The 23141-nt window shown below is 60.0% G+C and carries 20 protein-coding genes; 13 read left to right on the forward strand and 7 right to left on the reverse strand.

The window, feature by feature from the left end; all coding sequences use genetic code 11:
• Positions 1-3 precede the first annotated feature (3 nt).
• From NIM86_RS06450 to NIM86_RS06475, 6 genes are all read left to right on the forward strand, one after another.
• Entirely contained in the window at positions 4-294 is a 291-nt protein-coding gene (locus NIM86_RS06450; protein ID WP_253380152.1) for a putative quinol monooxygenase, read from the forward strand.
• Positions 291-1235 carry a TIM barrel protein gene (locus NIM86_RS06455; protein WP_253380153.1) on the forward strand — a complete coding sequence of 315 codons (945 nt, stop codon included), beginning with the start codon at positions 291-293 and terminating at the stop codon, positions 1233-1235. The genes NIM86_RS06450 and NIM86_RS06455 overlap by 4 nt, the downstream gene beginning before the upstream one ends.
• A complete protein-coding gene (iolC, locus tag NIM86_RS06460) occupies positions 1232-3145 on the forward strand; it encodes a 5-dehydro-2-deoxygluconokinase (RefSeq protein WP_253380155.1) in 1914 nt (637 codons plus the stop codon). Before NIM86_RS06455 ends, iolC begins: the two co-directional genes overlap by 4 nt.
• The gene (gene iolD, locus NIM86_RS06465) at positions 3142-4974 is read left to right on the forward strand and encodes a 3D-(3,5/4)-trihydroxycyclohexane-1,2-dione acylhydrolase (decyclizing) (protein ID WP_253380156.1); all 1833 of its coding nucleotides are present in this window, start codon (positions 3142-3144) and stop codon (positions 4972-4974) included. Before iolC ends, iolD begins: the two co-directional genes overlap by 4 nt.
• Positions 4975-5005: 31 nt before the next feature.
• A complete protein-coding gene (iolB, locus tag NIM86_RS06470) occupies positions 5006-5812 on the forward strand; it encodes a 5-deoxy-glucuronate isomerase (protein WP_253380157.1) in 807 nt (268 codons plus the stop codon).
• A 112-nt stretch (positions 5813-5924) separates the two neighbouring features.
• Entirely contained in the window at positions 5925-6470 is a 546-nt protein-coding gene (locus tag NIM86_RS06475; protein WP_253380159.1) for a VOC family protein, read from the forward strand.
• 73 nt (positions 6471-6543) lie between these two features.
• Here the strand turns inward: NIM86_RS06475 and NIM86_RS06480 are convergent, their stop codons facing one another.
• A complete protein-coding gene (locus NIM86_RS06480) occupies positions 6544-7893 on the reverse strand; it encodes a WecB/TagA/CpsF family glycosyltransferase (RefSeq protein WP_253380161.1) in 1350 nt (449 codons plus the stop codon).
• A 206-nt stretch (positions 7894-8099) separates the two neighbouring features.
• Here NIM86_RS06480 and NIM86_RS06485 point away from each other — a divergent pair, with 206 nt between their 5' ends.
• The 3 genes from NIM86_RS06485 (at position 8100) to NIM86_RS06495 (ending at position 11652) form a co-directional block, all read left to right on the forward strand.
• Positions 8100-8714: a response regulator transcription factor gene (locus NIM86_RS06485; RefSeq protein ID WP_253380163.1), complete on the forward strand. Its 615-nt coding sequence runs from the start codon at positions 8100-8102 to the stop codon at positions 8712-8714.
• 129 nt (positions 8715-8843) lie between these two features.
• A complete protein-coding gene (locus NIM86_RS06490; protein WP_253380164.1) occupies positions 8844-10400 on the forward strand; it encodes a hypothetical protein in 1557 nt (518 codons plus the stop codon).
• Positions 10387-11652, forward strand: coding sequence for a hypothetical protein (locus NIM86_RS06495; protein WP_253380166.1), 1266 nt, complete (start codon positions 10387-10389; stop codon positions 11650-11652). The genes NIM86_RS06490 and NIM86_RS06495 overlap by 14 nt, the downstream gene beginning before the upstream one ends.
• 88 nt (positions 11653-11740) lie before the next feature.
• On the opposite strand, the gene NIM86_RS06500 is transcribed toward NIM86_RS06495, so the two are convergent.
• Genes NIM86_RS06500 through NIM86_RS06515 form a run of 4 tightly spaced genes read right to left on the reverse strand, consistent with a single transcriptional unit; the run spans position 11741 to position 16017 of the window.
• Positions 11741-12757, reverse strand: coding sequence for a glycosyltransferase family 4 protein (locus NIM86_RS06500; RefSeq protein WP_253380168.1), 1017 nt, complete (start codon positions 12755-12757; stop codon positions 11741-11743).
• 32 nt (positions 12758-12789) lie between these two features.
• Positions 12790-13785 carry a glycosyltransferase family A protein gene (locus NIM86_RS06505; protein WP_253380170.1) on the reverse strand — a complete coding sequence of 332 codons (996 nt, stop codon included), beginning with the start codon at positions 13783-13785 and terminating at the stop codon, positions 12790-12792.
• Between the two features lie 25 nt (positions 13786-13810).
• On the reverse strand, positions 13811-14749 hold the full coding sequence (locus NIM86_RS06510) for a glycosyltransferase family A protein (RefSeq protein ID WP_253380172.1): 939 nt from the start codon (positions 14747-14749) through the stop codon (positions 13811-13813).
• A 5-nt stretch (positions 14750-14754) separates the two neighbouring features.
• Positions 14755-16017 (reverse strand): oligosaccharide flippase family protein, encoded by a 1263-nt coding sequence (locus NIM86_RS06515; RefSeq protein ID WP_253380174.1) that lies wholly within the window; start codon positions 16015-16017, stop codon positions 14755-14757.
• Between the two features lie 237 nt (positions 16018-16254).
• Here NIM86_RS06515 and NIM86_RS06520 point away from each other — a divergent pair, with 237 nt between their 5' ends.
• Positions 16255-17505, forward strand: a complete 1251-nt coding sequence (locus NIM86_RS06520; RefSeq protein ID WP_253380176.1) for a polysaccharide biosynthesis/export family protein — start codon at positions 16255-16257, stop codon at positions 17503-17505.
• 1 nt (position 17506) lies between these two features.
• On the opposite strand, the gene NIM86_RS06525 is transcribed toward NIM86_RS06520, so the two are convergent.
• Together NIM86_RS06525 and NIM86_RS06530 are read right to left on the reverse strand one after the other, a co-directional pair.
• Entirely contained in the window at positions 17507-20104 is a 2598-nt protein-coding gene (locus NIM86_RS06525) for a PAS domain-containing hybrid sensor histidine kinase/response regulator (RefSeq protein ID WP_253380178.1), read from the reverse strand.
• A gap of 16 nt (positions 20105-20120) precedes the next feature.
• Positions 20121-20636 (reverse strand): molybdopterin-dependent oxidoreductase, encoded by a 516-nt coding sequence (locus tag NIM86_RS06530; protein ID WP_253380179.1) that lies wholly within the window; start codon positions 20634-20636, stop codon positions 20121-20123.
• Positions 20637-21055: 419 nt separating this feature from the next.
• Here NIM86_RS06530 and NIM86_RS06535 point away from each other — a divergent pair, with 419 nt between their 5' ends.
• The 3 genes from NIM86_RS06535 (at position 21056) to NIM86_RS06545 (ending at position 23085) form a co-directional block, all read left to right on the forward strand.
• Complete coding sequence (locus tag NIM86_RS06535) at positions 21056-22366, forward strand: site-specific integrase (protein ID WP_253380181.1); 1311 nt, start codon at positions 21056-21058, stop codon at positions 22364-22366.
• Positions 22367-22465: 99 nt separating this feature from the next.
• A complete protein-coding gene (locus NIM86_RS06540) occupies positions 22466-22747 on the forward strand; it encodes an AlpA family transcriptional regulator (protein WP_253380183.1) in 282 nt (93 codons plus the stop codon).
• 128 nt (positions 22748-22875) lie between these two features.
• On the forward strand, positions 22876-23085 hold the full coding sequence (locus NIM86_RS06545; protein WP_253380185.1) for a hypothetical protein: 210 nt from the start codon (positions 22876-22878) through the stop codon (positions 23083-23085).
• The last annotated feature ends 56 nt before the right edge of the window (positions 23086-23141 follow it).

Raw genomic sequence — 23141 nt, forward strand, 5'->3', positions numbered from 1 at the left:
GCCATGTATAAGTTCATCATCACAATCGAAACAGTTCCAGGCGGGCGCGACAAGATCCTTGAACGCGCGCCGGAAGCGCAGGCCGCGACGCGCGCCGAGCCGGGCTGCATTGCCTATGATTTCTTCACCTGCACCGACGATCCAGACAAGCTCGTTTTCGTGGAGACTTGGAAAGACAAGGCCGCGCACGAATTCCACATGGAGCAGGAACATACCAAGCGCTTCATCGCTTTTCACGAGCAGTTTCATCGTTCGCTGACCTTTGAAACCGTCAATGCGGGATCGCAGGGATGAGCGCGACCGTGACCATTACCTGCGCACCATGCTGCTGGGGTGTCGATGACGTAGCGAGTCCACACCTTCCGGTATGGGAGACTGTGCTAGACGAAGCCGCGGAAGCCGGCTTCGGCGGTCTCGAACTCGGCCCCTATGGCTATATGCCTCTCGATCCGAACCGGACTGGCGAAGCTCTGCAGAAACGGGCGCTTTCCATCGTGGCCGGAACGATCTTCGATGATCTCGTATCGCCGGGGAATCGCGACAACCTTCTTAAACAGACCGAAGAAATCTGCGCGTTCATCACCGCCTTGCCCGCGCCGCATCGCCATCCCGACCAGCGCTTTGCCGCCCCTTATCTGACGGTCATGGATTGGGGCCATGATGAGCGCGACTATACCGCCGGTCATTCTGACCGGGCGCCGCGTCTCGATGATGAACGCTGGGCCGGTATGATGGCCAATATCCATGCGATCGCCGAACTGGCGCGCGACACGTACAATGTTCGCACGACGATCCATCCTCATGCGGGCGGCTATATCGAATTTGCTGACGAATTGGAGCGTCTGGCGCAGGACATTCCAGCCGATCTGGCCGGCCTCTGTCTCGATACCGGCCATCTGGCCTATGCCGGCATGGACCCGGTAACGGCGCTTAAGCGCTACTGGGATCGCGTCGATTATATCCACTTCAAGGATATCGATCCGGTGATCTTCAGAGAAGTCATGGGCGAGCGCATTCGCTTTTTCGACGCCTGCGCGCGCGGCGTGATGTGCCCGATCGGCACGGGAAATATCGACTACCAGGCCATTCAGGCGCTGCTGAGCGAGCGGGGTTATGGCGGTTACATCACCATCGAGCAAGAGCGCGACCCGCGTAACAGGGCGAGTGTGCAGGGAGATCTGGCGTCCAGCCGGCGCTTCCTCATCGAAGCGGGATTTGAAGGACGAAACGTATGAATAAGACGCTTGATCTCATCACATTGGGCCGGTCGTCGGTCGATCTTTACGGATCGCAGATCGGCGGACGGCTCGAGGATATGGGCGGATTCGACAAATATATCGGCGGATCGCCCACCAATATGGCCTGCGGCACCGCACGGCTCGGTCTCAAAAGCGCGTTGATCACCCGCGTCGGCAACGAGCATATGGGCCGCTTCATTCGCGAGGAGCTCGAACGCGAAGGCGTCGATACGTCCGGCGTGGTCACCGATCCGGAGCGGCTGACGGCGCTGGTGCTGCTGGGCATTCGAGACGAGGAAAGCTTCCCGCTGATCTTTTATCGCGAAAACTGCGCCGACATGGCGCTCAACGAAGACGATATCGACGAGGACTTCATCGCATCGTCGCGCGCACTGGTCGTCACGGGTACGCATCTCAGCCATCCGCGCACCGAAGCGGCCGTCCTGATGGCGCTGAAGCTTGCACGAAAGCATGGTCTCAGGACCGCGCTGGATATCGATTACCGCCCTAACCTATGGGGCGTAGCCGGCCACGACGAGGGCGAGAGCCGTTTTGTCGAGAGCGATAAGGTCACCGAGAAGCTGCAATCGACGCTGCACTGGTTCGACCTGATCGTCGGCACGGAAGAGGAATTCCATATCGCGGGCGGTTCGACCGACACGGTGGAAGCGCTGCAGGCCGTGCGCGCGGTCTCCGGGGCGACGCTCGTCTGCAAACGCGGCGCGGCGGGGGCAGTCGCCTTCGAAGGTGATGTGCCGGACAGCCTCGATGACGGCCAGACCGGCCCCGGCTTTCCGATCGAAGTCTTCAACGTGCTCGGCGCGGGCGACGGTTTCATGTCGGGTCTGCTCAAGGGCTGGCTCGACGATGAGGATTGGCCGACAACGCTCAAATACGCCAATGCCTGCGGCGCCTTCGCGGTGTCCCGCCATGGTTGCACGCCGGCCTATCCGAGCTGGGAGGAGCTGCAATTCTTCCTGGAGCGCGGTGTCAAGCAGCCCGATCTGCGAAACGACCCGGCGCTTGAGCAGATTCACTGGTCGACCAACCGCCATGGCGACTGGTCCGAAATGCGCGTCTTCGCCTTCGACCATCGCGTCCAACTGGAGGAAATGGAAGGGGCGACGAACGAGAAGATCGGCGCGTTCAAGAAACTTTGCCTGCAGGCGACGCGCAATGTCGCGGATGGCCAGCCGGGCTATGGCATTCTCTGTGACAACCGCCTCGGCCGCGAAGCGCTGCAGATTGCATCCGGCACCAATCTATGGATCGGCCGCCCGGTGGAATGGCCAGGCTCACGCCCGCTTCGCTACGAGCCGGAACTCGGCCCCGATTTCGGCGGCTTTGTCGAATGGCCGCGCAACCACGTCGTCAAGGCGTTGTGCTTCTGTCACCCGGACGACGATCAGGCGATGTGGGACGATCATCTCGGCACGCTAACGGCTCTTTTCGCAGCAGCGCGGCGCAACCGTCTGGAATTTCTGCTGGAAGTGATCCCCTCGAAGGTCGGGCCGGTGGATGAGGACACCACACCGGCGATCATCGAGCGCGTCTACGCCGCCGACATCTATCCCGACTGGTGGAAGCTGGAGCCGTTCCGGACCGAATCGGCCTGGAACAAGGCGGTCGCGGCCATCGAGAAACACGATGCCCATACACGCGGCATCGTCGTGCTAGGCCTCGACGCGCCGGAGACGGAACTCGCCGAAAGCTTCGAACTGGCTGCGGCTCAGCCGCTAGTCAGAGGCTTTGCGGTGGGCCGAACGATCTTTGGCGAGACGGCGCGCAACTGGCTGGCCGGACGCATCAGCGACGGCGAAGCCGTCTCGACCATGGAAGATAATTTCCGGCGGCTCTGCACCGTCTGGAACAGGGCGCGTTCCCGCGCGCAGGAGAAGGCGGCATGACCGACACGATTACACTCACCGCCGCCCAGGCCATGATCAAATGGCTGGCGCAACAGAAAACCGAGGATGGCGAGCGCTTCATCGAGGGCGTCTGGGCCATCTTCGGCCATGGCAATGTCGCCGGCATCGGCGAGGCGCTGCATCGCTATCGCGACGAGATCCCGACCTGGCGCGGCCAGAACGAACAGACCATGTGCCATGCGGCCATCGCCTATACCAAAACGAAGAAGCGCCAAAAGGCGATGGCCGTGACCTCGTCCATCGGCCCCGGTTCGACCAATATGGTGACGTCGGCTGCGTTGGCCCATGTGAACCGCCTGCCGATTCTGCTCATTTGCGGCGACGTCTTCGCCAACCGCCGGCCCGACCCGGTGCTGCAACAGGTCGAGGACTTCGACGACGGCACGGTTTCGGCCAATGACTGCTTCAAGCCGGTCAGCCGCTATTTCGACCGCATCACCCGGCCGGAGCACCTGATGACCGCGTTGCCGCGCGCGCTAGCGGTGATGACCGACCCGCAAAATGCCGGGCCGGTGACGCTCGCTTTCTGCCAGGATGTGCAGGCCGAGGAGTTCGACTATCCGGCGCACTTCTTCGAGCCGCGCACATGGCGCATCCGCCGGCCCGAACCGGACCCGCGTGAGGTCGAAGATGTCGCGGCGATGATCCGCGCGGCTGAAAAGCCTGTCATCGTTGCCGGCGGTGGCGTGCTCTATTCCGATGCGGAAGCCGAACTGATCGCCTTCGCCGAAGCGTTGAACGTGCCGGTTGTCGAAACGCAGGCCGGCAAGGGCGCTGTCGCAGCATCGCATAAACTCAACTTCGGCTCGCCCGGCGTGACCGGTTCAGCCTGCGGTAACGAGCATTGCGAAAAGGCCGATCTGGTGATCGGCATCGGCACCCGCTTTCAGGATTTCACCACCGGCTCCTGGGCGTTGTTCAAGAATGCCGAACGCAAGCTCATTTCGATCAATCTACATCCCTATGACGCACAAAAGCATCTTGCAGCACCGCTCGTCTCAGACGCCAAGGTCGCGCTGCAGCGTCTGACGAAGGCGCTCGACGGGGTGCGTTTCGATGCCCACGATCCCAAGGCGCGCACCGACTGGCACGAGGCCGTGAAGACGGTGACGGCGCGCCCGGACAATGACGGTCCTGACAATCGCCCAACCGACGCGCAGGTGATCGGCGCGGTGCAGCGTGTCGCCCGCGACAACACCGTCGCCATGTGCGCCGCCGGCACCATGCCGGGTGCGCTGCAGGTGCTGTGGCAGGCGGCGCAGCACGGCTATCACATGGAATATGGCTATAGCTGTATGGGCTATGAGGTGGCGGGCGCCATGGGCATCGCCATCGCCGCGCCCGAGAAAGAGGTGATCTGCTTCGTCGGCGACGGCTCTTACATGATGGCCAATTCGGAACTTGCGACAGCGGCGGCGCGCAAGGTGCCGTTCACGATCGTGCTGACCGACAATAGCGGCTATGGCTGCATCAACCGGCTGCAGATCGAGTGCGGCGGCGCCGAGTTCAACAATATGTACAAAGATAGCGACGTCTGGCCGAAGATCGACTTCGTCGCCCACGCGGCATCCATGGGCGCTCATGCCGAAAAGGTCGGCTCGATTGCCGAACTTGAAGAGAAAATCGTCGAGGCGCGTGATCGCGACATCCCATCGGTCATTCTGATCGACACCGACGCCGTTCCCGGTACAGGCGCCGGCGGCGGCTGGTGGGATGTCGCAGTGCCGCAGACCGGCGGGCCGGAGCGTCTGGAAGACGCGCGCGAACGTTACAACGCCAATGCCCAATGGCAGCGCGTCCTCAACTGAGCGACGGCGACGGCAAAGGAGAGGACGAATAATGGCGGATTTGCTCAAAAAGCCCTTTGGTAACCATGGCAAAGTGCATGAAATCACGCCGCAGAGTGCCGGCTGGCGCTATGTCGGCTTCTTGCTATATCGCCTGCGCGCCGGCGAGACGGCGGATGAAGCGACCGGCGATCGCGAGGTCATCCTCGTCATGGTCGAGGGCAAGGCCGCCATTACCGGCGCGGATAAAGATTGGGGCGTGCTCGGCGAACGCATGAACGTGTTCGAAAAAACGCCGCCACACTGCCTCTATCTGCCGAACGGCACCGACTGGCGGGCGACCGCCGAGACCGACTGCACCATCGCGGTCTGCTCCGCGCCCGGCAAGGGCGGGCACGAGGCGCGCCGCATCGGCCCGGATGGCATCACGCTGACCGAGCGCGGCAAGGGCACCAATACGCGCTACATCAACAATATCGCCATGGAGAACGAGGACTATTGCGACAGCCTCCTCGTCACCGAAGTGTTCACCCCCGCCGGCCATTGGTCGTCCTATCCGAGCCACCGCCACGACGAGGACGACTTTCCGCGCATCACCTATCTGGAAGAGACCTATTACCATCGGCTGAACCCCGCCGATGGCTTCGGCATCCAGCGGGTCTATACCGAGGATGGCACGCTCGACGAAACCATGGCCCTCGGTGACGGCGACGTCGTGTGCGTGCCGCGTGGCCATCATCCCTGCGGCGCCCCTTACGGCTTTGAGATGTATTACCTCAACGTTATGGCCGGACCGCTTCGCAAATGGCGCTTCGTTGCCGATCCCGCGGTCGAGTGGATCATGGAGCGCGACGCCTGAGACTGGCTCTACTTCTCAATTTTCCTGCGTAAAAGCCGAACGCTGTCATTTTTTCCTATCGAATTGCATCGTAGACCTATTGGTCTAATCGTGCATTCAGGAGGAATGATACATGCGGTGGCGCGGGATAAACCACGTCGAATTTTCGGTCCTCGACTATGAGCGCTCGGTCGAGTTTTACGATCGAATGTTCGGTTGGCTGGGTTATAAGAGCTTCTGGACGGTCGATGTCGGATATCGCTCCACCTATTACATGGCGCGGTTCCCCATCCCCCATAGCTATATCGGATTTCAACCGGCTCAATCGGGCGAAAAGCTGGATCATTCCGCCAGATCCACCGGCATTCATCATGTCGCCCTGTGGGCCAAGAGCCGGCGCGAAGTCGATCGCTTCCATCGAGATTTCCTCGTGCCGCAGGATATTCCGGTCACAGAAGCGCCCGCCGCCTACGATATTTATGCGCCCGGCTATTATGCGGTGTTTTTCGACGATCCGATCAATGGCATCCATTGGGAGCTGGCGCATATTCCGCGCATCGCCGGGCCGTCCGCCTGGTTGCGGTTCGGCCGCGCTGTCCGGCAGGCGGAAGCCGCCCATCCCGACTGGCCGCAATCTATGGCCAAGATGGCGGCGCGCGACCTGCCAGGCAAAGGATGATCGTAATCGGCAACTAATATCTTGCGTGTGAAACGAGAGCGATCAAGAGCCGACATCGATATCGCGCCATCCATCAATAAGCGCCGCGGCCGGTGAAGACCGCGCGGACGGTCAGCGCCAGAAGCGCTATGTCGAGAAAGACCGACTTGGAACGAACATAGGCAACATCCATATCGACCATCTTCTCAAAACCGATCTCCGCGCGCCCGGATACCTGCCACACTCCCGTCAGACCCGGCTTGCAGGCCAGCCGTTCGAGCGCTTCCGGCGGATAGGCGGCAACCTCGCTGGGTAGGGCGGGGCGTGGACCCACCGCGCTCATCTGCCCCTTCAACACGTTGAAGAGTTGCGGCAGCTCATCGAGAGAGTAACGGCGCAAAAGGCGGCCAATGCGCGTGATACGCGGATCGTTCTTCGCCTTGAAACAGATGCCGCGCCGGTCGGTCAGGCCTAACACGTCGCCGCGACGCTTTTCAGCGTCGACATACATGGTCCGGAATTTCAGTACCTCGAAAGCCTGTCCGTTTTCACCGATCCGGGTCTGCCGAAACAGAACCGGACCCGGCGAACTCGTTTTAATGGCGATTGCGATGGCCGCCAAAAGGGGGGCGAGCAAGAGGAGGCCTGCGCCCGCCACAATCAGATCGAGCGCCCGGTTCTGAAGCGCCGAAGAGCGCCCAATCGCCCGATGCCGAAGCGCTTCGACCCCGGCACGCACGATGAAAGTGACATTGCCGATCAGATAGCGTTTCGCCATGCGGCGCGGCTCGAGCGCCAGCCGCCACGCCCACTCCAACCGCGCCTTCCGAAAAGCGGGCGGTGCACGCCGGACGCGGCCCGACCAGAAGTCGAATTGAGCGCCGACACCCATCACCAACGAAGCGTCAAGGCGATGGCGGTTTCGTGCTATCCAGAGTTCCTGTGCCGGCACGCCAAGGGCCACCAGCACGATATCGGCTCCGGAGCGGTTGATCGCATCGATGATCGCATCGTTCTCCGTTTCCTCGAAATAGCCGTGACGTGTTCCCGCGATTTTAAGACCGGGGGCGAGATAGGCCGCATGATCCGCTGCGTCACGCGCCACCCCTTCCCGGCTGCCGAAGAAATAGATGGAAAGGCCGCGCCTTGCTGCCTCTTCGCACAACGGCAGAAACAAATCCGTGCCATTGAGGTTCGCCGAAAATCCCTGGCCACTCATTCGCGCAGCCAGTTCCATCCCGGCTCCATCCGGCAGAACGTAGCGCGCTTTGTTCAGCGCCCAGCGATAGTCGGCCGAGCGTGCGGACACGTTGATGCAGTGCGCGTTGACGAAAACGGCCGTTTTATCGGGCGTCTCGTCATCCAGCATGGCGTCGATTATCTCGCTCTGGCCGCAGCTTACGATGTCGAGTCCAAAAAGTTGGCAGGTATCGAGATGGGTCATGGCTGTCTCCGTCATTTGCACGGAGATTGCCCGACCTGCTTTGCCCACGGACAAGGCAATCAGCGTAGCGGTGCAAGCGGAGGAGTGGCGTACACCTCCGAATTATCAGTCCGACCTATACGAAATAGGTATAATACTAAGCTTCGGGTTTACGGCCCGGAAGAGCGGTTGTGATACTGAGTAACCCGCAAGAATCGGAGACGCTCATGAAATTGCTGCTTGCGGATGATCATGAACTGGTCCGCGATACCATCTGCGCCTTTCTTCAGAACGAGAAGGATATGGCGATCTCCGTTGCGGGCGATTTTCCCGAAGCGGCCGAACAGATGACGTCGGCCGGCCCCTTCGATCTGGTGCTTCTCGACTATTCCATGCCGGGCATGGAAGGTCTTGATGGGCTCAAACGAGCGATGGACCTGAACTTTCGCAGCCCTGTCGCGATCATTTCCGGCACGATAGACCGCTCGACCGCAGAAGAGGCGCTGGCCATGGGCGCGGCCGGCTTCCTGCCGAAGACGATTGCTGCCAAATCGCTGATCCATGCGATCCGTTTCATGGCGGCGGGCGAACAATATGCGCCGATCAAGTTTCTGACCGAGGCGGAAGAACAGACCTCTCATCCGCTTGCCGAAAAGCTCACCGAGAGAGAATTGCAGGTTCTTCATGGCCTCATGAAGGGCCAGTCCAACAAAGAGATCGCACGCGATCTGGATTTGCAGGAAGTCACGATCAAGCTTCACGTCAAGACACTCTGCCGCAAACTCGACGCCAAGAACCGGACGCAGGCCGCCATCATCGCCAAGGAAGAAGGCCTCTTTTAGGTCTGGGTGCTCTGCCTCCTATCCTTTCGGACAGTATCGGCCATCCTTCTTTTCTCTCGTTTATCCGATGACGCCGGCAGCCTGGTTCCACCCTGCCCGTAGGTTGAGAGGCAATTCGAGGAGCCTTTCATGAACGCGCCAGTCCGATCCTTTGCCGGCCGCCCTGTTCCGGTCGACTTACGACACGATAGCGACGACATCGCCGCAGAGGCCTCACCCGGTCGCTTCTATCGTCTGCACATCCTACGGCTTATCCGGACACCGTTAGGCGGCCTCTCGTTCCGGCGGCTGCTTCGCGGCGGCAGGATCGGCGATGCAGGCCGGCTTCCCCGTTATGTTCTCACAATCGGGGCCGTGCTCGGCGCGGTATGGGTTCCCATTGCACTTTACGTCCAGTTCGCGCCGCCGAGCTACACGTCGAGCGTTTCGCTGATATTGCCGGGCGCAGGAGTTTCCAGTTCGGTCAATCTCTCGGAGATCGGGCAAGCCTCGACTTCCGCCAATTCTCCCTATTCCAGTTCATCCATCAGTCCGACCGTGACCTATCAGAAGCTGGTGCAATCGGGCCGCGTTATCCGTCGCGCTTCCAAGAGCGCGGGTATCGATGAGGCATCATTCGGGCGGCCGCGCATCAAACTTGTCGATCAGACAAGCCTGATGACCGTTCAGATGAAGGGCGGCTCGCCCGGTGCGGCGCGCGAACGCACCGAAGCTCTCCTCACCGCCTTTCTGGCCGAACTTAGCGATTTACGCGACGACGAGATGAAGCGACGCGAAGCGTCCGTGACCGATACGGTCGGCAAGTATCAGGATGCCGTCAACGAGATTCGCGACCGGATCAGCGCCGTGCAGGTCAAAACGGGACTGAGCTCGCAAGATCAGTTCGACGACATTGTGCGTACGAAAGAGGCGCTGTTGTCGCGTATCGCGGATGGCGAAGCGGAACTTCAGAACACCGATCGCGCGGTCGATTCCCTCGCCGCACTGCTCGGCATTTCAGCGGAGGCGGCGGCGCGGACGATCAAACTGCATGTCGACCCCGAATATGCAACGCTATCAAAAAGCCTGGCCGATGAAACGGCCAAGCTGGCTTCGCTCGGCAAACTCTACGGCCCCCGCCACCCCGAGGTCGTTTCCGTAAGAGAGCGCCATGACGGCGTTCAGTCTCGTATGGTCGAGCGGGCCGTCATCGTGACAGGCCTTCCCATCGAAGAATTGCGCGGGCAGGTGGAGCGCGCCGCCGATGGCGAGCGCGGCTCCCTACTCTCCCGCCTGGTTTCTGAAGTCTCGAAGCGCGATGGCCAGCTCGCCCGGCTGGGTGCTCTTCGCGCCGAACTGCGAAATGCCGAAACGCGGGTGGTCGAGCTGGTCACCGCCGCTTCTCAACTCGACAAACTCGATCGGGACTACAAAGTCGCCGAGGCGGTCTTCACATCGGCTCTTGCACGCCTCAACGTCTCGAAAACGGATGTCTTCGCGTCCTATCCAATGGTACAAATCGCCGAGCCGCCCACCTTGCCGCTAGAGCCTTCGTCGCCGAACACGCTTCTCGCCCTCTTCGCGGGCGTTGCCGCGACGCTCTTTGCCATAATAGGGCTGACGCTGACATGGTTGCGCCGGCCTTTGATCGACCGACTTTCGGGCGCATGGCGAAAATCCGATCCGACGCCCGATGCGACGAGCTAATCCGGCTGAATCCTTTGTCTTCTGGGCGATAACGCTGACCTGGGCGTTCTACGCTGTCGGCGCACTCTATATTGTGGGACCGGTCGTGGCATGGCTCCTTGCCTGTCTGGCGGCTATATCGCTCTATCTCGGACCCGCCATGCGCACCGATTTGCAAACGGCAGGCTCCTTGCCGGCAATCGTCTTGCTCTGGGGTGGAAGCATGTTCGTCATGCTGATAGCGCTGTGGGCCGGACATCTCGGCTGGGATCTTGGGCTCGTCCAGACGATCAAATCGTCCATCGGCTGGGCAAAGGGCTGGGCTCTTCTTTTCCTGCTTCCATTTGCCGGGGCGGTGCTGCCTATTCGACGGATTGTGCTGATCCGGGCGCAAACCATCGTCGGATTTATCACCCTTATCCTTCTACCAATCCTCGTACTCGCGCCCACCCTCGGTTTACCGGAGACCATTTTCGTTTCCCCGCTCAAAGCGGCCGGCGGGCCTGGTCCGGAATATTTCACCGTCTATTTCTATACGCTCGATCCGGCGAGCGGCGCGCCGCGCTGGCAGTTCTACGCTCCCTGGTCGCCTTTTGCCGGACTGCTTGGCGTGGTCATGGTGTGTTTCGCGCTGGAAGACCGTGATCGCCGCTGGATGCTTGCGGGCATCCTTGCCGGTTTGGCGATGATCTTCCTGTCGAAATCGCGCATGAGCCTTGTCGCCCTCGTCATCTGCACCGTCACGCCGCGCATGATACCTCTTCTGGCAAAGGGGGTTGCCTGGCAGTGGGCGGCAGGGATCGCCGCGTCGATGGCGGTGGTCGGAGGTGCGGTGCTCGATTTTGCGACCAACGGAATTGCGGCATTCAAATCGGCGCGGGCGGACAGCACGCGCGTTCGCGAAACCTTGCAGCGGATCGCTTATGAGCGCTGGCACACCGAAGCGGTCTGGTTCGGGCATGGCACGGTCGAGCCGGGACCTCACCTTGTCGAATATATGCCGATCGGCAGTCATCACACCTGGTATGGTCTGCTTTTCGTAAAAGGACTGACGGGCTTTTTCGCTCTCGTGGTGCCGATGGCCGCTCACTCGCTTATCATCGCGGTCGACTGCGTCTGCCATAAACGCGGACGTCTGCCTCTGTCGATCATGCTGGTGATGCTGATTCTGACCTTTGGCGAGAATATCGAGATCGAAGCCTATCTCCTTTGGCCCGCGCTGCTGCTTCTCGGCATCCACGCCCGTGAGATGGTGGCTTCCACAGCTGACTGACAACCAACTGAAGGTAACGAAAAAGAGATGGGCCGCCGGCTAGCCACCGGCGGCCCACAACCTGGCCGTTTAGGGACGGGAAAGACGGTCAGGCTGCCTCGGCGTGGTCGGCATTGGAGCCGACAACGGTATCGAGAAGTTCGTTCCAGCCGAGAAGGAACCTGTCCTCCGCCAGCCGGGCGGCGCGGCGAAGCCGGCGGCTGTCGTCCAGTTCGACGTAAGCCTCCATCTTTTCCAGAAAGGCCTTCCACCCGTCGACGCTGTTTTCGCCGATATTGGTCGCCCCGCTGCGGATGTGATCGCTCAGCCCGTCGATACGCGGACAGAGAAGAGGACGCCCGGCCGCCATCGCTTCCAGCGCGACAAGGCCATAGGGTTCCCAGCGCGAGGGCATGGCAATGGCATCGCACTGGGCCACAGCGTCCGCCGTGTTCGGCACATAGCCGTGAAAGGCGATGCGCGGATGGCAGCCCGCCCGATCCATGAGGCGCTGTCGATCCGGACCGTCGCCGAAGAGCGCCAGCTGTAGATCATGGCGTGGATTGGCGCGAAAGGCGTCGATCAGAATATCGAAACCCTTCTGCTCATCGAACCGTCCAATAGCTCCGATCGTGAAGGTTGACCCTCTAGGCTTGTCGGCGAGATCGAAGAACGGGCTCAGGTCGACGCATGAGGGAATCGTCTCAAGGCGAGAAGGCGCGCAATACCCACGCCTCTGCATCCAGGCCCCTTGCGCCTCGCTTACCGCAACGACCTTGTCGAACAGGGAATAGGCCGTTTTCAAAAGCGTGTCGAAACGTAGTCGATTTGCCACACGCGCCGCGGCGAAACGCTCGCAATAGCTGTGTTCGACATGGATCAGAGGGTTGTTCGGATAGATGGCGCGCAGCGCCGTCAGCATGGCGAGATTCGCCCAGCTGATCGACAGATGCGATACGATGATGTCGGTCGACAGCTTGGGTGGCGAAAACTGACCGCGCTGGACGCGGGCAATCCTGTGGTGATGGCGTCCGCCCAGGGCAGGCGACGTCGTCATGTGATCGAGCATCCGATTGATACCGCCGAAAGAGGCATCGTCGATGAGATGGGTTACGGCACGGATCATGGTCAGTCTCCTCTTCATTATAGATCGGGGGGTCAGGCGGCGCGGCGGCTCAGCATGGTCTGCTCGGCGAACAGATAAATGCCGGCGCCAAGCAGTTTCAGAGTGAAGGCCGCGCCGATGGTCACGGCGGTCTTGATCGGCTCCTCCAGCAACGGACGTCGCGATGCTGCGACGAACCGGCGGCAGAAATCCCAGGCAAGATCGCCGTCGCGCATTGAGACCGCACGCCGGCACAAATAGCGGAGCTGGTAGGCTGTCGCGGCGGCGCCCTGCTTTTCGACAAGTGCCGGCGCTATGTGGCCGATCTTGTCGCGCATGCGCTTCCAGGTCTCGAACTGACGACCCACATTGGCCGACAGCGCCCCCGTGTGGATGCGATAGAGCGTAAGCAGGCCGGGGATACCCTCGATCGTCCAGTCCTGCGTCAGCGCAAAACGCAGCCAGCCTTCGATATCGTCGGACTGCCGAAAATTTTCGTCGAACCACCAGTCGCGTTCGGTTTCATAGGCCGGGCGATACGCGAAACCATCGAGCGCGGCGCGCCGGATGACCGGTGTGGAGCCGTTGCCTATCGGATTGCGCTTGAAAATGTCTGCGGCCGTCAGGTTCTGAAGCTTTGGCTTCTGATCGATACCGAGCGGCCTGCCTTTCTCATCGATCATGCGCGATCCCGAAAAGCTGATCCCGACATCGGGTCTGGCGCGCAGATGGTCGATATGGCGTTCAAGCTTCTCCGGCAGCCAGAGGTCGTCGGCATCGCAAAAGCCGACAAAATCGCCTCGCGCTTCATGGATACCGGTATTATGCGCACCTGCGAGCCCGCGATTTCGCTGCGAGACCAGTCGAATACGGGGGTCGGAAAAGCCTTCGACGATCTGAACCGTCCGGTCGCTCGAACCATCGTCAACGACAACAATCTCGAGATCTGTGAAGGTCTGTGCCAGAAGCGAGCTGAGCGTCTCCGCTACGGTCGCTTCGACATTATAGGCGGGCACGACGATACTGGCGGTGGGCTGAATTACAGTCATGGACATATCTCCTCTTGCGGGCTGTTCAGTTGGCAAATGTTCGGTCGTGCATCGCACGCGGCAGCACTGGCGCGGCTAGCGCGGCAGCGGCAGTCAACACGCCGCGCTTCGGGTCGGAAAAGAAACCGAGCGGACTTCTCGCCAGGGCGCTGAAAACAAATCCGAGCGCGGTCAGCGGCTCCGACTGGATGCGCAGCGCCCGCCGCGCGAGGTATCGAAGATGGATCGCTTCCGCCGCCGCGATCTCCGACGGCCGTAAAGTCGGGTCGATGCGTTTGACGAGGTTCAGCGTGCGCCGCCAACCCGTGTGCATGGCTCTCAAATTGGCGGATAGGCCTGCATCGCTTGTGCGGTAGAACACAAGCAGTTCGTCGATTCCTTCGACGCGTGCGCCCGTTCCGATCAACCGGATAAGCCACTCGACGTCTTCACCGTAGCGAAGCGCGTTGTTGAAGCCGCTACTTTCGAGAAAGGCACTGCGCCGCACCACGATATTCGACATGGTGCAGACCGCGTTTTCGCGAAGCAGGTCGCGCGCGCTCAGCACTCCTTCTCGAACGGTCGACTGCGTCCGAACGGCCTTCAGTTGCTTGCGGAAAAATCCGATCCTCGCGTAGAGCGCTTCCGGGCTGTTCGGCGTACAGAAGACCGCCGCCATGCGCGCCAGCTTTTGCGGCGCCCATACATCGTCGGCATCCAGAAAGGCCAGGTAGTCGCCGGTGGCATGAACGAGAGCGCCGATATTGCGTGCGCGGCTCGGTCCGCCATTCGTCAGTTCGACGACTTTCGCACGCTCATCCGTCGCCGCGAAAGCATGGGCGATCTGCGAGGAGCTATCGGTCGAGCCATCATCGACGATGATGATCTCGAAATCCTCGAAACTCTGTTTCGAAAGCGCCGACAGCGCCTGCGGCAGAGTTTCTTCCGCGTTGAAACACGGGATGATGACGGAAAACATCGGCATGGCGTTTACCTTTCCAATTGCAGGCGGGAAGAGTTGAGATTGGGGCGCAGCACCACGACCGAAGCCCCGAGTTGAGCCGCAACCGTGGATGCGAGAACCGACCAGACGACGGTCGTGAGCCCGTAGGGGGCGGCAAGGACGATGGCGGCAGCCGTGAACGCGGCAATGAAGGCCGAACCGAGAAGCTCGATGTCGGGTCGGTTCGCTGCGCGGAGCCATTGGGCCGTCGCCGACCAGACGATGGCCGGAAGGGCCGCAAAACAAAGGATCGAGACCAGCGGCGCGACCCCGGCCCATTTGTCACCGAAGACGATGGGAACGTAGATCGGTGCGGCCAGGGCCTGCAGACAAATCACCGGAAAGAGAACGGCCATGGCGAGGGTAAGTGCGTCGCGAAGAACGGCTCTCCTCTGTTCGCTCCGACAAAGGTGCGGAAAAAGCACCGTCGCGAAAGCAACAGAGAAAGAGTTGGCGATGCCAAAACCGGCATTGATCGCGAAGAAATAAATTCCGAGCGCTTCCGGTCCCATCAGCGCACCGACGATCAGTTTGTCGGCCTGCAGGCGAAGAACCTTGAGAAACTCAATGCCGAGGATGGACGAACCGAACCGTAAGAACGGCCTGATGGGCGCTGGGGTATGGTCTTGCTGCGCAACCCAAGGCCGCAGGCGGCGCATGCCGATCAGCCAGATCGGTGCACTGGCGAGCCTGGCCGCGGCGACCGAAAGCGGGTCTGGCCAGAAAACCACGATCAGAGCGAGCAGCAGGTTTGCCGCGACATTCTGGGCACCGGCCACGGCGGCAGTGCCGCTCAGCCGGCCTTCGCGCATGGCCAGGGCGCATTGGACGATACCGCCCGGCATGAAGAGATATTCGCCGGCCATGAGAGCCAGCACGAGCGGCGCAACCGTTTCGCCGCTTATGACATGCAGCGCGTAAGCCATTGCGAGCTGCAGCAAAAAGAGGCCGACGCACCAGAAAGTGAAAACGCGGTGGGCGGTTCGGGCCACCGAATGCAGTTGGCCGGCGGGCGCAGCGATGATTTTCTGAACCACACCGTTTTCAGTGAATGCCTTCAGGATTTCGGCAATCGCCATGGCGGCTGCGACCATGCCGACCTCTGCGGGCGACAGCATATGCGCCAATGCCACAACAGCGATCAGACGCGTCGCCTTGGTTGCAAATTCCGAAGCGCTATAAGCCAGGAAGCCGCGGATGAGCTGTGTGCTCGCGGCTCTCTTCCAGTATCCGGCCAATGCTTCGGTCATTTGCTTCAACCTCATTTGGCGACGGCCCAGCGTCGCGTTCGATGCAAAAGGGATAGCGTCGTAAGACCGGGAAACGGGGAGGCCGATGGACGAGAAACATGCCGAAGAAGGGCAGCGCGACTATCCCGCCGTATAGTCCGGCGGCCGAATGCGCTGAAACTCATCCATCCGGCTGCGGTTCAGGCGTCATTTAAGATGTCAAACCTGTCATCGAGGGAAACGGGAAAGGAACCTCAGATGACAAAGGATCGATTGACTCATTGCGCCGGGTGGCTGACGTCCAGCGCCATTCTGCTGGTCGCGACCTCGCTACTTGGCGGTTGCGCTTCCATGCAACAGGTCGACAATCGCGAAGAGGTGAGCGAAGGCTTGAGCTATCAGGCGGAGTACCGCTCGCCGCGCCGTCACAAGGGGCGCTGGCGTGACACGGCGGTAAACCAGAATCTCAAGCGCTGCGGCACGGGTGGAACCTCGTCGGGCGCGCAGCCCGTCGCCGCTTATATACCGCAAGACGACATGCTATTGTCGAGCGGTGACTTGCTGACGATCGCCGTCGGCAACGATCCAACCTTCAGCGGTTCGTACGAGGTCTCGCAGGACGGCTCCGTTCGCCTGCCACATTTGCCTTCAATTCAGGCGAAAGGCATGGCGATCGAGGCAGTCGAACGCAAGATAGCGGCTGCGCTCGTTTCCGGCGACATCTATTCGGCCGCGCCGCCGGTTTCCGTCCGTCTTCAGGACTTCGCTCCGGCAAGGGTGTATGTTTCAGGCGCCGTGTTCAACCCAGGCACGGTCGATGTGGGCGGCGTCTCCGGCGCTGACCGCGACGATCTGCGCCAAACGGCGAGCGGCGGGACGGCAGAGTCCCGACGGCTGTCGCGGGCGTTGCAGTCGGCGGGCGGTATTCGGCCGGACGCCGATCTGTCGGCTGTTCGCATCGTTCGAAACGGTCGCAGTTTCACGGCAGATGCCAGAGGGGCCATGCAGGGCATCCCGTTCAACGATATGCTTCTGCTGTCGGGTGACCGCATCGAGGTCGACAGCCGCGGCTGCTTCCAGGGCGACCTCGTTGCGCCCTCGCCTGTCACCACGCCGGGCGTGAAAGTCTTCATGTCCAACCTGACGCAGCCGGCCGCGGCGAACGCGCTCTCGGCGGTCGGCAAGGATGCGCGTGAATTGCGCTACGGCACGCGTTTTCTGGAAGCGATTGTCGGAATGAACTGCCTCGGCGGCACGAGATGGGTCAATGCCGACCGGACGGCGGCCCTTATCTCGCGTAATCCCTTGACCGGGCAATCCATCGTGATCGAACGCAAGGTAGAGGAATTGCTGCGTCATCGCGACCGGGACGATTTCAATCCGTTCATGATGCCGGGGGACGCCCTGGCCTGTTACGACTCCAAGCAGGTCAATCTCTTCGAGGTGGCCAAGGGCTTTACAGGGGTGGCCGGCGCAGCAACCGCGGCACTGAACATCTGGAACAATTGAATCACGAATTGTCGTGCGGTGCAGGCTGGTTACCCCAGCCTGCCCTTTCATACGCGGCAATCGTATTGCGCGAGACCTCATCCACATCGTCGAGAAGTGCTACGATCGATGGCAGATCGCGCTGGCTCGCCAGATCCTGAATATGCCTGCAAATCTCTGCGAGTGCGACAGCGCCGAACATGCCGGACGAGCCGGCCAGATTGTGCGCAAATTTCAGCGTCGCCTCGCTGTCAGCGTCTTCAACATGCCGGGCCAGCCGTGGCTTCAGACGATTAAGATCGGACAGGAACCGGTCGAAAGAGCGCTCGAACCTGTCTTGCGGCATAAGCGAAGACAATTCGGCCAGAACGTCTTTGTCGATAAACTCGTCACTACCCGCCTCGTCAGCGTCCGACATCTCTTCGCCCTCCGTAATGGGCCTGATCGCTCCCAAGATAGTCCGGAGGTTTTTTCGACGAAGAGGTTTTACAAGGCAATCGTTCGCACCGGCCTCGGCAAGCGCTTGACGTGTTTCCGTCATGGCGTGGGCCGTCAGGCAGACGATGGACGTTCGCTTCGATGCGCCGTTGCCCTGGCGGATTTCGCGCGTTGCCTCGATTCCGTCCAGCCGGGGCATGCTTATGTCCATAAGGACGAGATCGAAACGCTGCTGTTCGGCCTTTGCGACGCCATCCAGGCCGTCGAACGCCTCGATCACCGTGCAGCCTTCTTCTTCGAGCATGGCGCGCGCCACGAACCGGTTCGTTTCGTTATCCTCAACCAATAAGACAGACAGCCCACCGCCCGCCGGAGCGGTCGGTTCCTGCGTCGTGTTATGCTCAGCCGAATCCATTTGCACAGCCCGTGCTTCGGGAAGCGTAGCCACAAATGTGCTTCCGACGCCCCTTTCGCTTTTGACGGTGATCTTGCCGCCCATTGCCGCCGCGATCCGCCGGCAGATGGCCAATCCCAATCCATACCCCTCGGCCTTGCGTTTATACGAGGCATCGAGTGTAACAAAATCGTCGAAGATACGAGCCAGATCCTGCCTTGCGATACCCATACCGGTGTCCTCGACACTTATCTCAAGAGTCCGGCCATCCTCGCCATTGGGTCGAAAATCGACCCGCAGACGAATATCTCCGCCTTCGGTGAATTTGATGGCGTTGCCAACAAGGTTCAGCAGGATCTGGCGAAGCCTGTTTCGATCGAGGCAGACGATGAGATCATCCGTCGCGAGATCAACCGAAATGCGATTGTCTTTTTTTTCGGCCGCGAACTGTACGCTACGCCTAACCTCATCGATCAGGTCGCCAATGTCGAACCGTGTCGGCTTGAGATCGATTGCACCCGCCTCGATACGAGTCAGGTCGAGAACATCGTCAATGTGATGCTGCAGGATTTCTCCAGACGTGATCGCCGTCTGCACGAACTCATGCTGCTTTGGATCGAGCCGGCTCCGATCGAGAAGATCGAGCGTGGCCATGACTGCATTCAGCGGCGTTCGCATTTCATGGCTCATCACGGCAAGAAACTGCGATTTTGCCTTGTCGGCAGCCAACGCCCGGTCTCTGGTGCTGGTCAATTCCGCTTCGATGGTCTTTCGGCTCGAAATGTCCCGAACGTAAGAGATGAAAATAGGCTTTCCGCCCCTTCCCGACGCGGCGCCGATTGATAATTCCACCGGAAAAATGGAGCCATCGGCATGCATGGCGTCCAGTTCGAAGCGGCCTCGTCCCACAAGTTTTGCCTGACCGGTTTGCAGAAAGCGTTGCATCCCCTTGCGATGCGCATCTCTGAATGCGGGTGGGACGATGAGGCTCGCCATCTCCGCTCCGACCGCGCGAGCGCGCGAATAGCCGAAGGTTTTTTCCGCAGCCGGATTGAAGTCGATGATGGTGCCGTCACCCTCTGCCACGATGATAGCGTCAAGCGAGACATCCACCGTGTTGGCATAACGCGAGCGGCTTTCGCGAATCTGCTCCGAACGGCGTTCGGCGATACGCCGCTGACGAAACAGGACCGCAAGCGCGAAAATCAATGCGATAATAAGAAAAAGACCGACAGCGGCAGTCTCGAAAACCAGTGCGCCGAATTCCTGCCGGCGCGCATCGGAGAGTTTTGCAAATTCGCGAACGCCACTAAGGGAGAGCGATCTGGCGGTTGGACGGATTGCCTCGAACTGATCTTCAAGTTCAGGAAGGGCGGAAAAGAGCGTCGCATCATCGCCGTCGATCAGCGGCACGGCCCGATCGAGCGTTGTCTGTATTCGTTGCAACGCATTCGAAAATTCCTCGATAGAAGTCAGATCTTCGAATGCCCGGCTTCCAGCGATTGTACGATTTCGGCTGTAGAAAATATCGAAGCGCTTGCGCGCTTCGCCAAGACGTTGCGGATCGGGCGGGCCGGCTCCCTCGGCGATCCTCAGAGCATTCAGCAGCGTCAGCAGTTCGATCTCGATCTGAGCAAGCGTCCACTGAACATTGTCCTGTGGCGCCGAACGCAAGGCCGAGACTTCGCGGTACATCTGTATGCCGAGCATCGAAAAGACGATGCCCAGCAGAAGAATGACGACCGGGATAAGGCGAAACAGGCGCCAGCGTTCGAGCCAGTCTTTCATAGTGTCATATCGGAGCCTATTCGATCTCAATCCGGTTAAGTTGCCAGATCGAACGCGAATAGATCATCTCAGTCCGGTAGTCGGCGTTCGCATCATAAGGGTAGACGATCCACAAAGGCCCCTTATCCCTGACCGACATCGCCTTTCCGTCCATCTGATAGGCGATGATCGGGCCGTTATCGATTGCGTCGCTGACGGGAATCTCGACGGCATAGTCATTCAGCGCGATGGCGTTGATCGTCTTTCCGTCGGCGCCAACGGCCTTCAGAAAATCGTTGAGCGCCACGCCGGTGAAAGTATGGCTGCCCTCGGTCCAGATCGTCGACGTGCGGAAACTCTTTGTCGGCAACGCCTCCAGCATATCCTTATCGAAAACGGCTTTGCCGTTCTGGTTCGCCTGACCGATCTGGCCACTGACGGTCAAAACCGGCTCACCCTCAGGCGTGCCGATCTCCGATGCGATGGCGGCATGGCTGGCCAGAAAAAGCACAAGGGCGCCAGCAAGTCGGATCAATAGACGGCTCGGTTTCATTCGTGTTCCTCGTCCACTCATTGTTCGAGGTTTCACCATAGCGCGTTTGCGGGCGGGGTATGCCGCGCGCACGTATCGTTGTCCTATACGGAAGGATAGTCAGGGCCTCTTGCGGCTGCGTTAACCGGATGCGCGGTTCTGAACGCGAAATTCGCGCTACGTTCGGCCAGACAAACGTCGCATGTCGGTAGCGCGATAATTTTGGAAGAGATGGCGCACCCATCAGGATTCGAACCTGAGACCTCTGCCTTCGGAGGGTGAAATTTTCTTATTTCCCGGCATTATCCGTCATTTCTGGACTTTACCTAAGATATTGATTTATATTAAGAAATAGTGTTTCTTTTGGATGGGCGGTACGCTTGGGATTTCCCGGCTTTACCGCCAATGTGCTACCCCGGTGCTACCCGAAAGAACTTGCAATGACAAAGCCACGCTTGACCAAACAGGTTGTCGATGCCCTGCCCGCGACGGGTAAGGACTATGTGGAGTGGTGCGGCAAGCTATCGGGCTTCGGGTGCCGGGTTCGAGGAAATGGGCACAAGACCTTTGTCGTCATGTATCGCGCGGGTGGCCGAAACGCAGTCCCGCGCAAAGTCACCATCGGTACCTATGGAAAATTGACGGTCGATCAGGCGCGCGTTGAGGCTTCAAAGATTCTGGCCAAGGCGCAGCTCGGCGAAGACGTTGCCGCCGAACGCGCAAAGCAGCGAGCGGAAATGACGGTTTCCGAATTGTGCGACGAGTACATGCAGGAGGGCGTCGAGCACAAAAAGCCGTCGACCATTCAAAGCGATATCAGCCGGATCGAAGCCCACATAAGGCCGCTTCTCGGTCGAAAGCGCATCGGCGCTGTATCGCGCGCAGACATTGAGCGCTTCTTGCGTGACGTTGCGCAGGGCAAGACGGCGCGGGAGAAAAAGACGGGGAAGCGAGGCAAGTCGATTGTGAAAGGCGGCAAGGGGACCGCCACACGGACGGTGCGGTTGCTGGGCGGCATCTTCACCTATGCAGTCAGGCGCGATTATGTGCAGGCCAATCCCTGCCGAGGTGTGCAGCTCTATAAGGATGGACGAGGGGACCGCTTTTTGAAGCCCGAGGAGTTTCGCCGACTTGGCGAAACCTTGAAGCTTGCAGAAACCGATGGCCTGCCTTGGAAATTCAATGAGGGCCGCAAGGCAAAGCACAGACCGAAGCGGCCCGAGAACCAGCGCGAGGTATTCTCGCCGCATGTCGTTGCAGCGATCCGGTTGCTGATGCTGACCGGGTGCCGCTTGCGCGAAATCCTGCATCTTCGATGGGAGGAAGTGGACTTCGAACGCGGCATTCTCAATCTTCCAGACAGCAAAACAGGCCAGAAAAAGATTGTGGTGCCAAGAGCGGCTATCGAAATCCTTTCGAGCCTTGAACGTTCAAGCGTCTATGTCATAGCGGGCAACAATCCCGACAAACCACGCGCCGATCTGCAACGGCCTTGGCAACGCATAACCGAGCATGCAGAGCTTCAAGGTCTACGGCTGCATGATCTCAGGCATACCTATGCTTCGATTGGGGCCGAAAGCGGTATGGGGCTGGTTATCCTTGGCAAGCTACTCGGTCACAAGTCGACCGCCACCACGCAGCGCTACGCGCATTTGGGCGACGATCCATTGAAACGGACATCGGAGCACATCGCGGACACCATCATGAGCGCTTTGAGTGCGGCACGGCAAAGGTCGCCTGCCGACAGCTAGGAAAATATTTCGCTCAGATTTTGTGGGACAAATCATGAACACCGGTATCTACAGTTACCGGAGGGCGTCTCCGGCAACTTTGAGAAACGGAGAGACGTGATGAGACCCATTTATCTGACCCGCATTCAAGCCGCCAAATTCGTTCGCGAACAGCTTGGTCTTAGCTGCTCGCCCAACTGGCTGGCCAAACTCATCGTGACTGGAGGAGGACCCCGTTATTGGAAATTCGGTCGCGCCGTACGTTACCGGGCAGACGCATTGGAGGCGTGGACCTTTCAGCGCCTCGAAGGCCCCTTCGAAAATTCCAGTGAGCGAGCGCGAAGCAAATCGACATTCTCCTACCTGAAATCCGGCCTCGGCATGCCGTTCGAGGAGGCTTGAACTATGCAGAAAGAAAAGTTTTCTCAGCAAAATCAAATACTTGACAGACGTTCAGGGTCTGGTTCTATTATTGAGGTGAAGGCCGCTGTGCCTCACCATGACACCAACCCATTGAAAGGAAATATGTCATGGACCACGAAACCAACGACTTCATTCTCATCCCGGCAAAAGGCGGCGGGGCACTTGTTCGCCGTAGTGAGATCGCCGGAGGTCGCCCGAACGGTGCGGAAGGCGGCATCGTCTACCTCAAATCCGGACCCTCGGTTTACACGACCGCGAGTATCCCGCAGATCGCAGGATACTTGGAGGCCGAAGTCGCCCACGTTCGCGAGGGTTGAGGCCATTGGTGTCGCTGGCATTGACTGGCGGCACCATTCCACGCCTATCGTGTGGG

It is taken from the genome of Notoacmeibacter sp. MSK16QG-6, from assembly GCF_024158145.1.
GTDB lineage: Bacteria > Pseudomonadota > Alphaproteobacteria > Rhizobiales > Rhizobiaceae > Notoacmeibacter.

Coding starts and splice junctions, on each gene's coding strand:
- NIM86_RS06450 (WP_253380152.1), top strand. CDS start 4: ATGTATAAGTTCATCATCACAATCGAAACAGTTCCAGGCGGGCGCGAC.
- NIM86_RS06455 (WP_253380153.1), top strand. CDS start 291: ATGAGCGCGACCGTGACCATTACCTGCGCACCATGCTGCTGGGGTGTC.
- iolC (WP_253380155.1), top strand. CDS start 1,232: ATGAATAAGACGCTTGATCTCATCACATTGGGCCGGTCGTCGGTCGAT.
- iolD (WP_253380156.1), top strand. CDS start 3,142: ATGACCGACACGATTACACTCACCGCCGCCCAGGCCATGATCAAATGG.
- iolB (WP_253380157.1), top strand. CDS start 5,006: ATGGCGGATTTGCTCAAAAAGCCCTTTGGTAACCATGGCAAAGTGCAT.
- NIM86_RS06475 (WP_253380159.1), top strand. CDS start 5,925: ATGCGGTGGCGCGGGATAAACCACGTCGAATTTTCGGTCCTCGACTAT.
- NIM86_RS06480 (WP_253380161.1), bottom strand. CDS start 7,893: ATGACCCATCTCGATACCTGCCAACTTTTTGGACTCGACATCGTAAGC.
- NIM86_RS06485 (WP_253380163.1), top strand. CDS start 8,100: ATGAAATTGCTGCTTGCGGATGATCATGAACTGGTCCGCGATACCATC.
- NIM86_RS06490 (WP_253380164.1), top strand. CDS start 8,844: ATGAACGCGCCAGTCCGATCCTTTGCCGGCCGCCCTGTTCCGGTCGAC.
- NIM86_RS06495 (WP_253380166.1), top strand. CDS start 10,387: ATGCGACGAGCTAATCCGGCTGAATCCTTTGTCTTCTGGGCGATAACG.
- NIM86_RS06500 (WP_253380168.1), bottom strand. CDS start 12,757: ATGATCCGTGCCGTAACCCATCTCATCGACGATGCCTCTTTCGGCGGT.
- NIM86_RS06505 (WP_253380170.1), bottom strand. CDS start 13,785: ATGACTGTAATTCAGCCCACCGCCAGTATCGTCGTGCCCGCCTATAAT.
- NIM86_RS06510 (WP_253380172.1), bottom strand. CDS start 14,749: ATGCCGATGTTTTCCGTCATCATCCCGTGTTTCAACGCGGAAGAAACT.
- NIM86_RS06515 (WP_253380174.1), bottom strand. CDS start 16,017: ATGACCGAAGCATTGGCCGGATACTGGAAGAGAGCCGCGAGCACACAG.
- NIM86_RS06520 (WP_253380176.1), top strand. CDS start 16,255: ATGACAAAGGATCGATTGACTCATTGCGCCGGGTGGCTGACGTCCAGC.
- NIM86_RS06525 (WP_253380178.1), bottom strand. CDS start 20,104: ATGAAAGACTGGCTCGAACGCTGGCGCCTGTTTCGCCTTATCCCGGTC.
- NIM86_RS06530 (WP_253380179.1), bottom strand. CDS start 20,636: ATGAAACCGAGCCGTCTATTGATCCGACTTGCTGGCGCCCTTGTGCTT.
- NIM86_RS06535 (WP_253380181.1), top strand. CDS start 21,056: ATGACAAAGCCACGCTTGACCAAACAGGTTGTCGATGCCCTGCCCGCG.
- NIM86_RS06540 (WP_253380183.1), top strand. CDS start 22,466: ATGAGACCCATTTATCTGACCCGCATTCAAGCCGCCAAATTCGTTCGC.
- NIM86_RS06545 (WP_253380185.1), top strand. CDS start 22,876: ATGGACCACGAAACCAACGACTTCATTCTCATCCCGGCAAAAGGCGGC.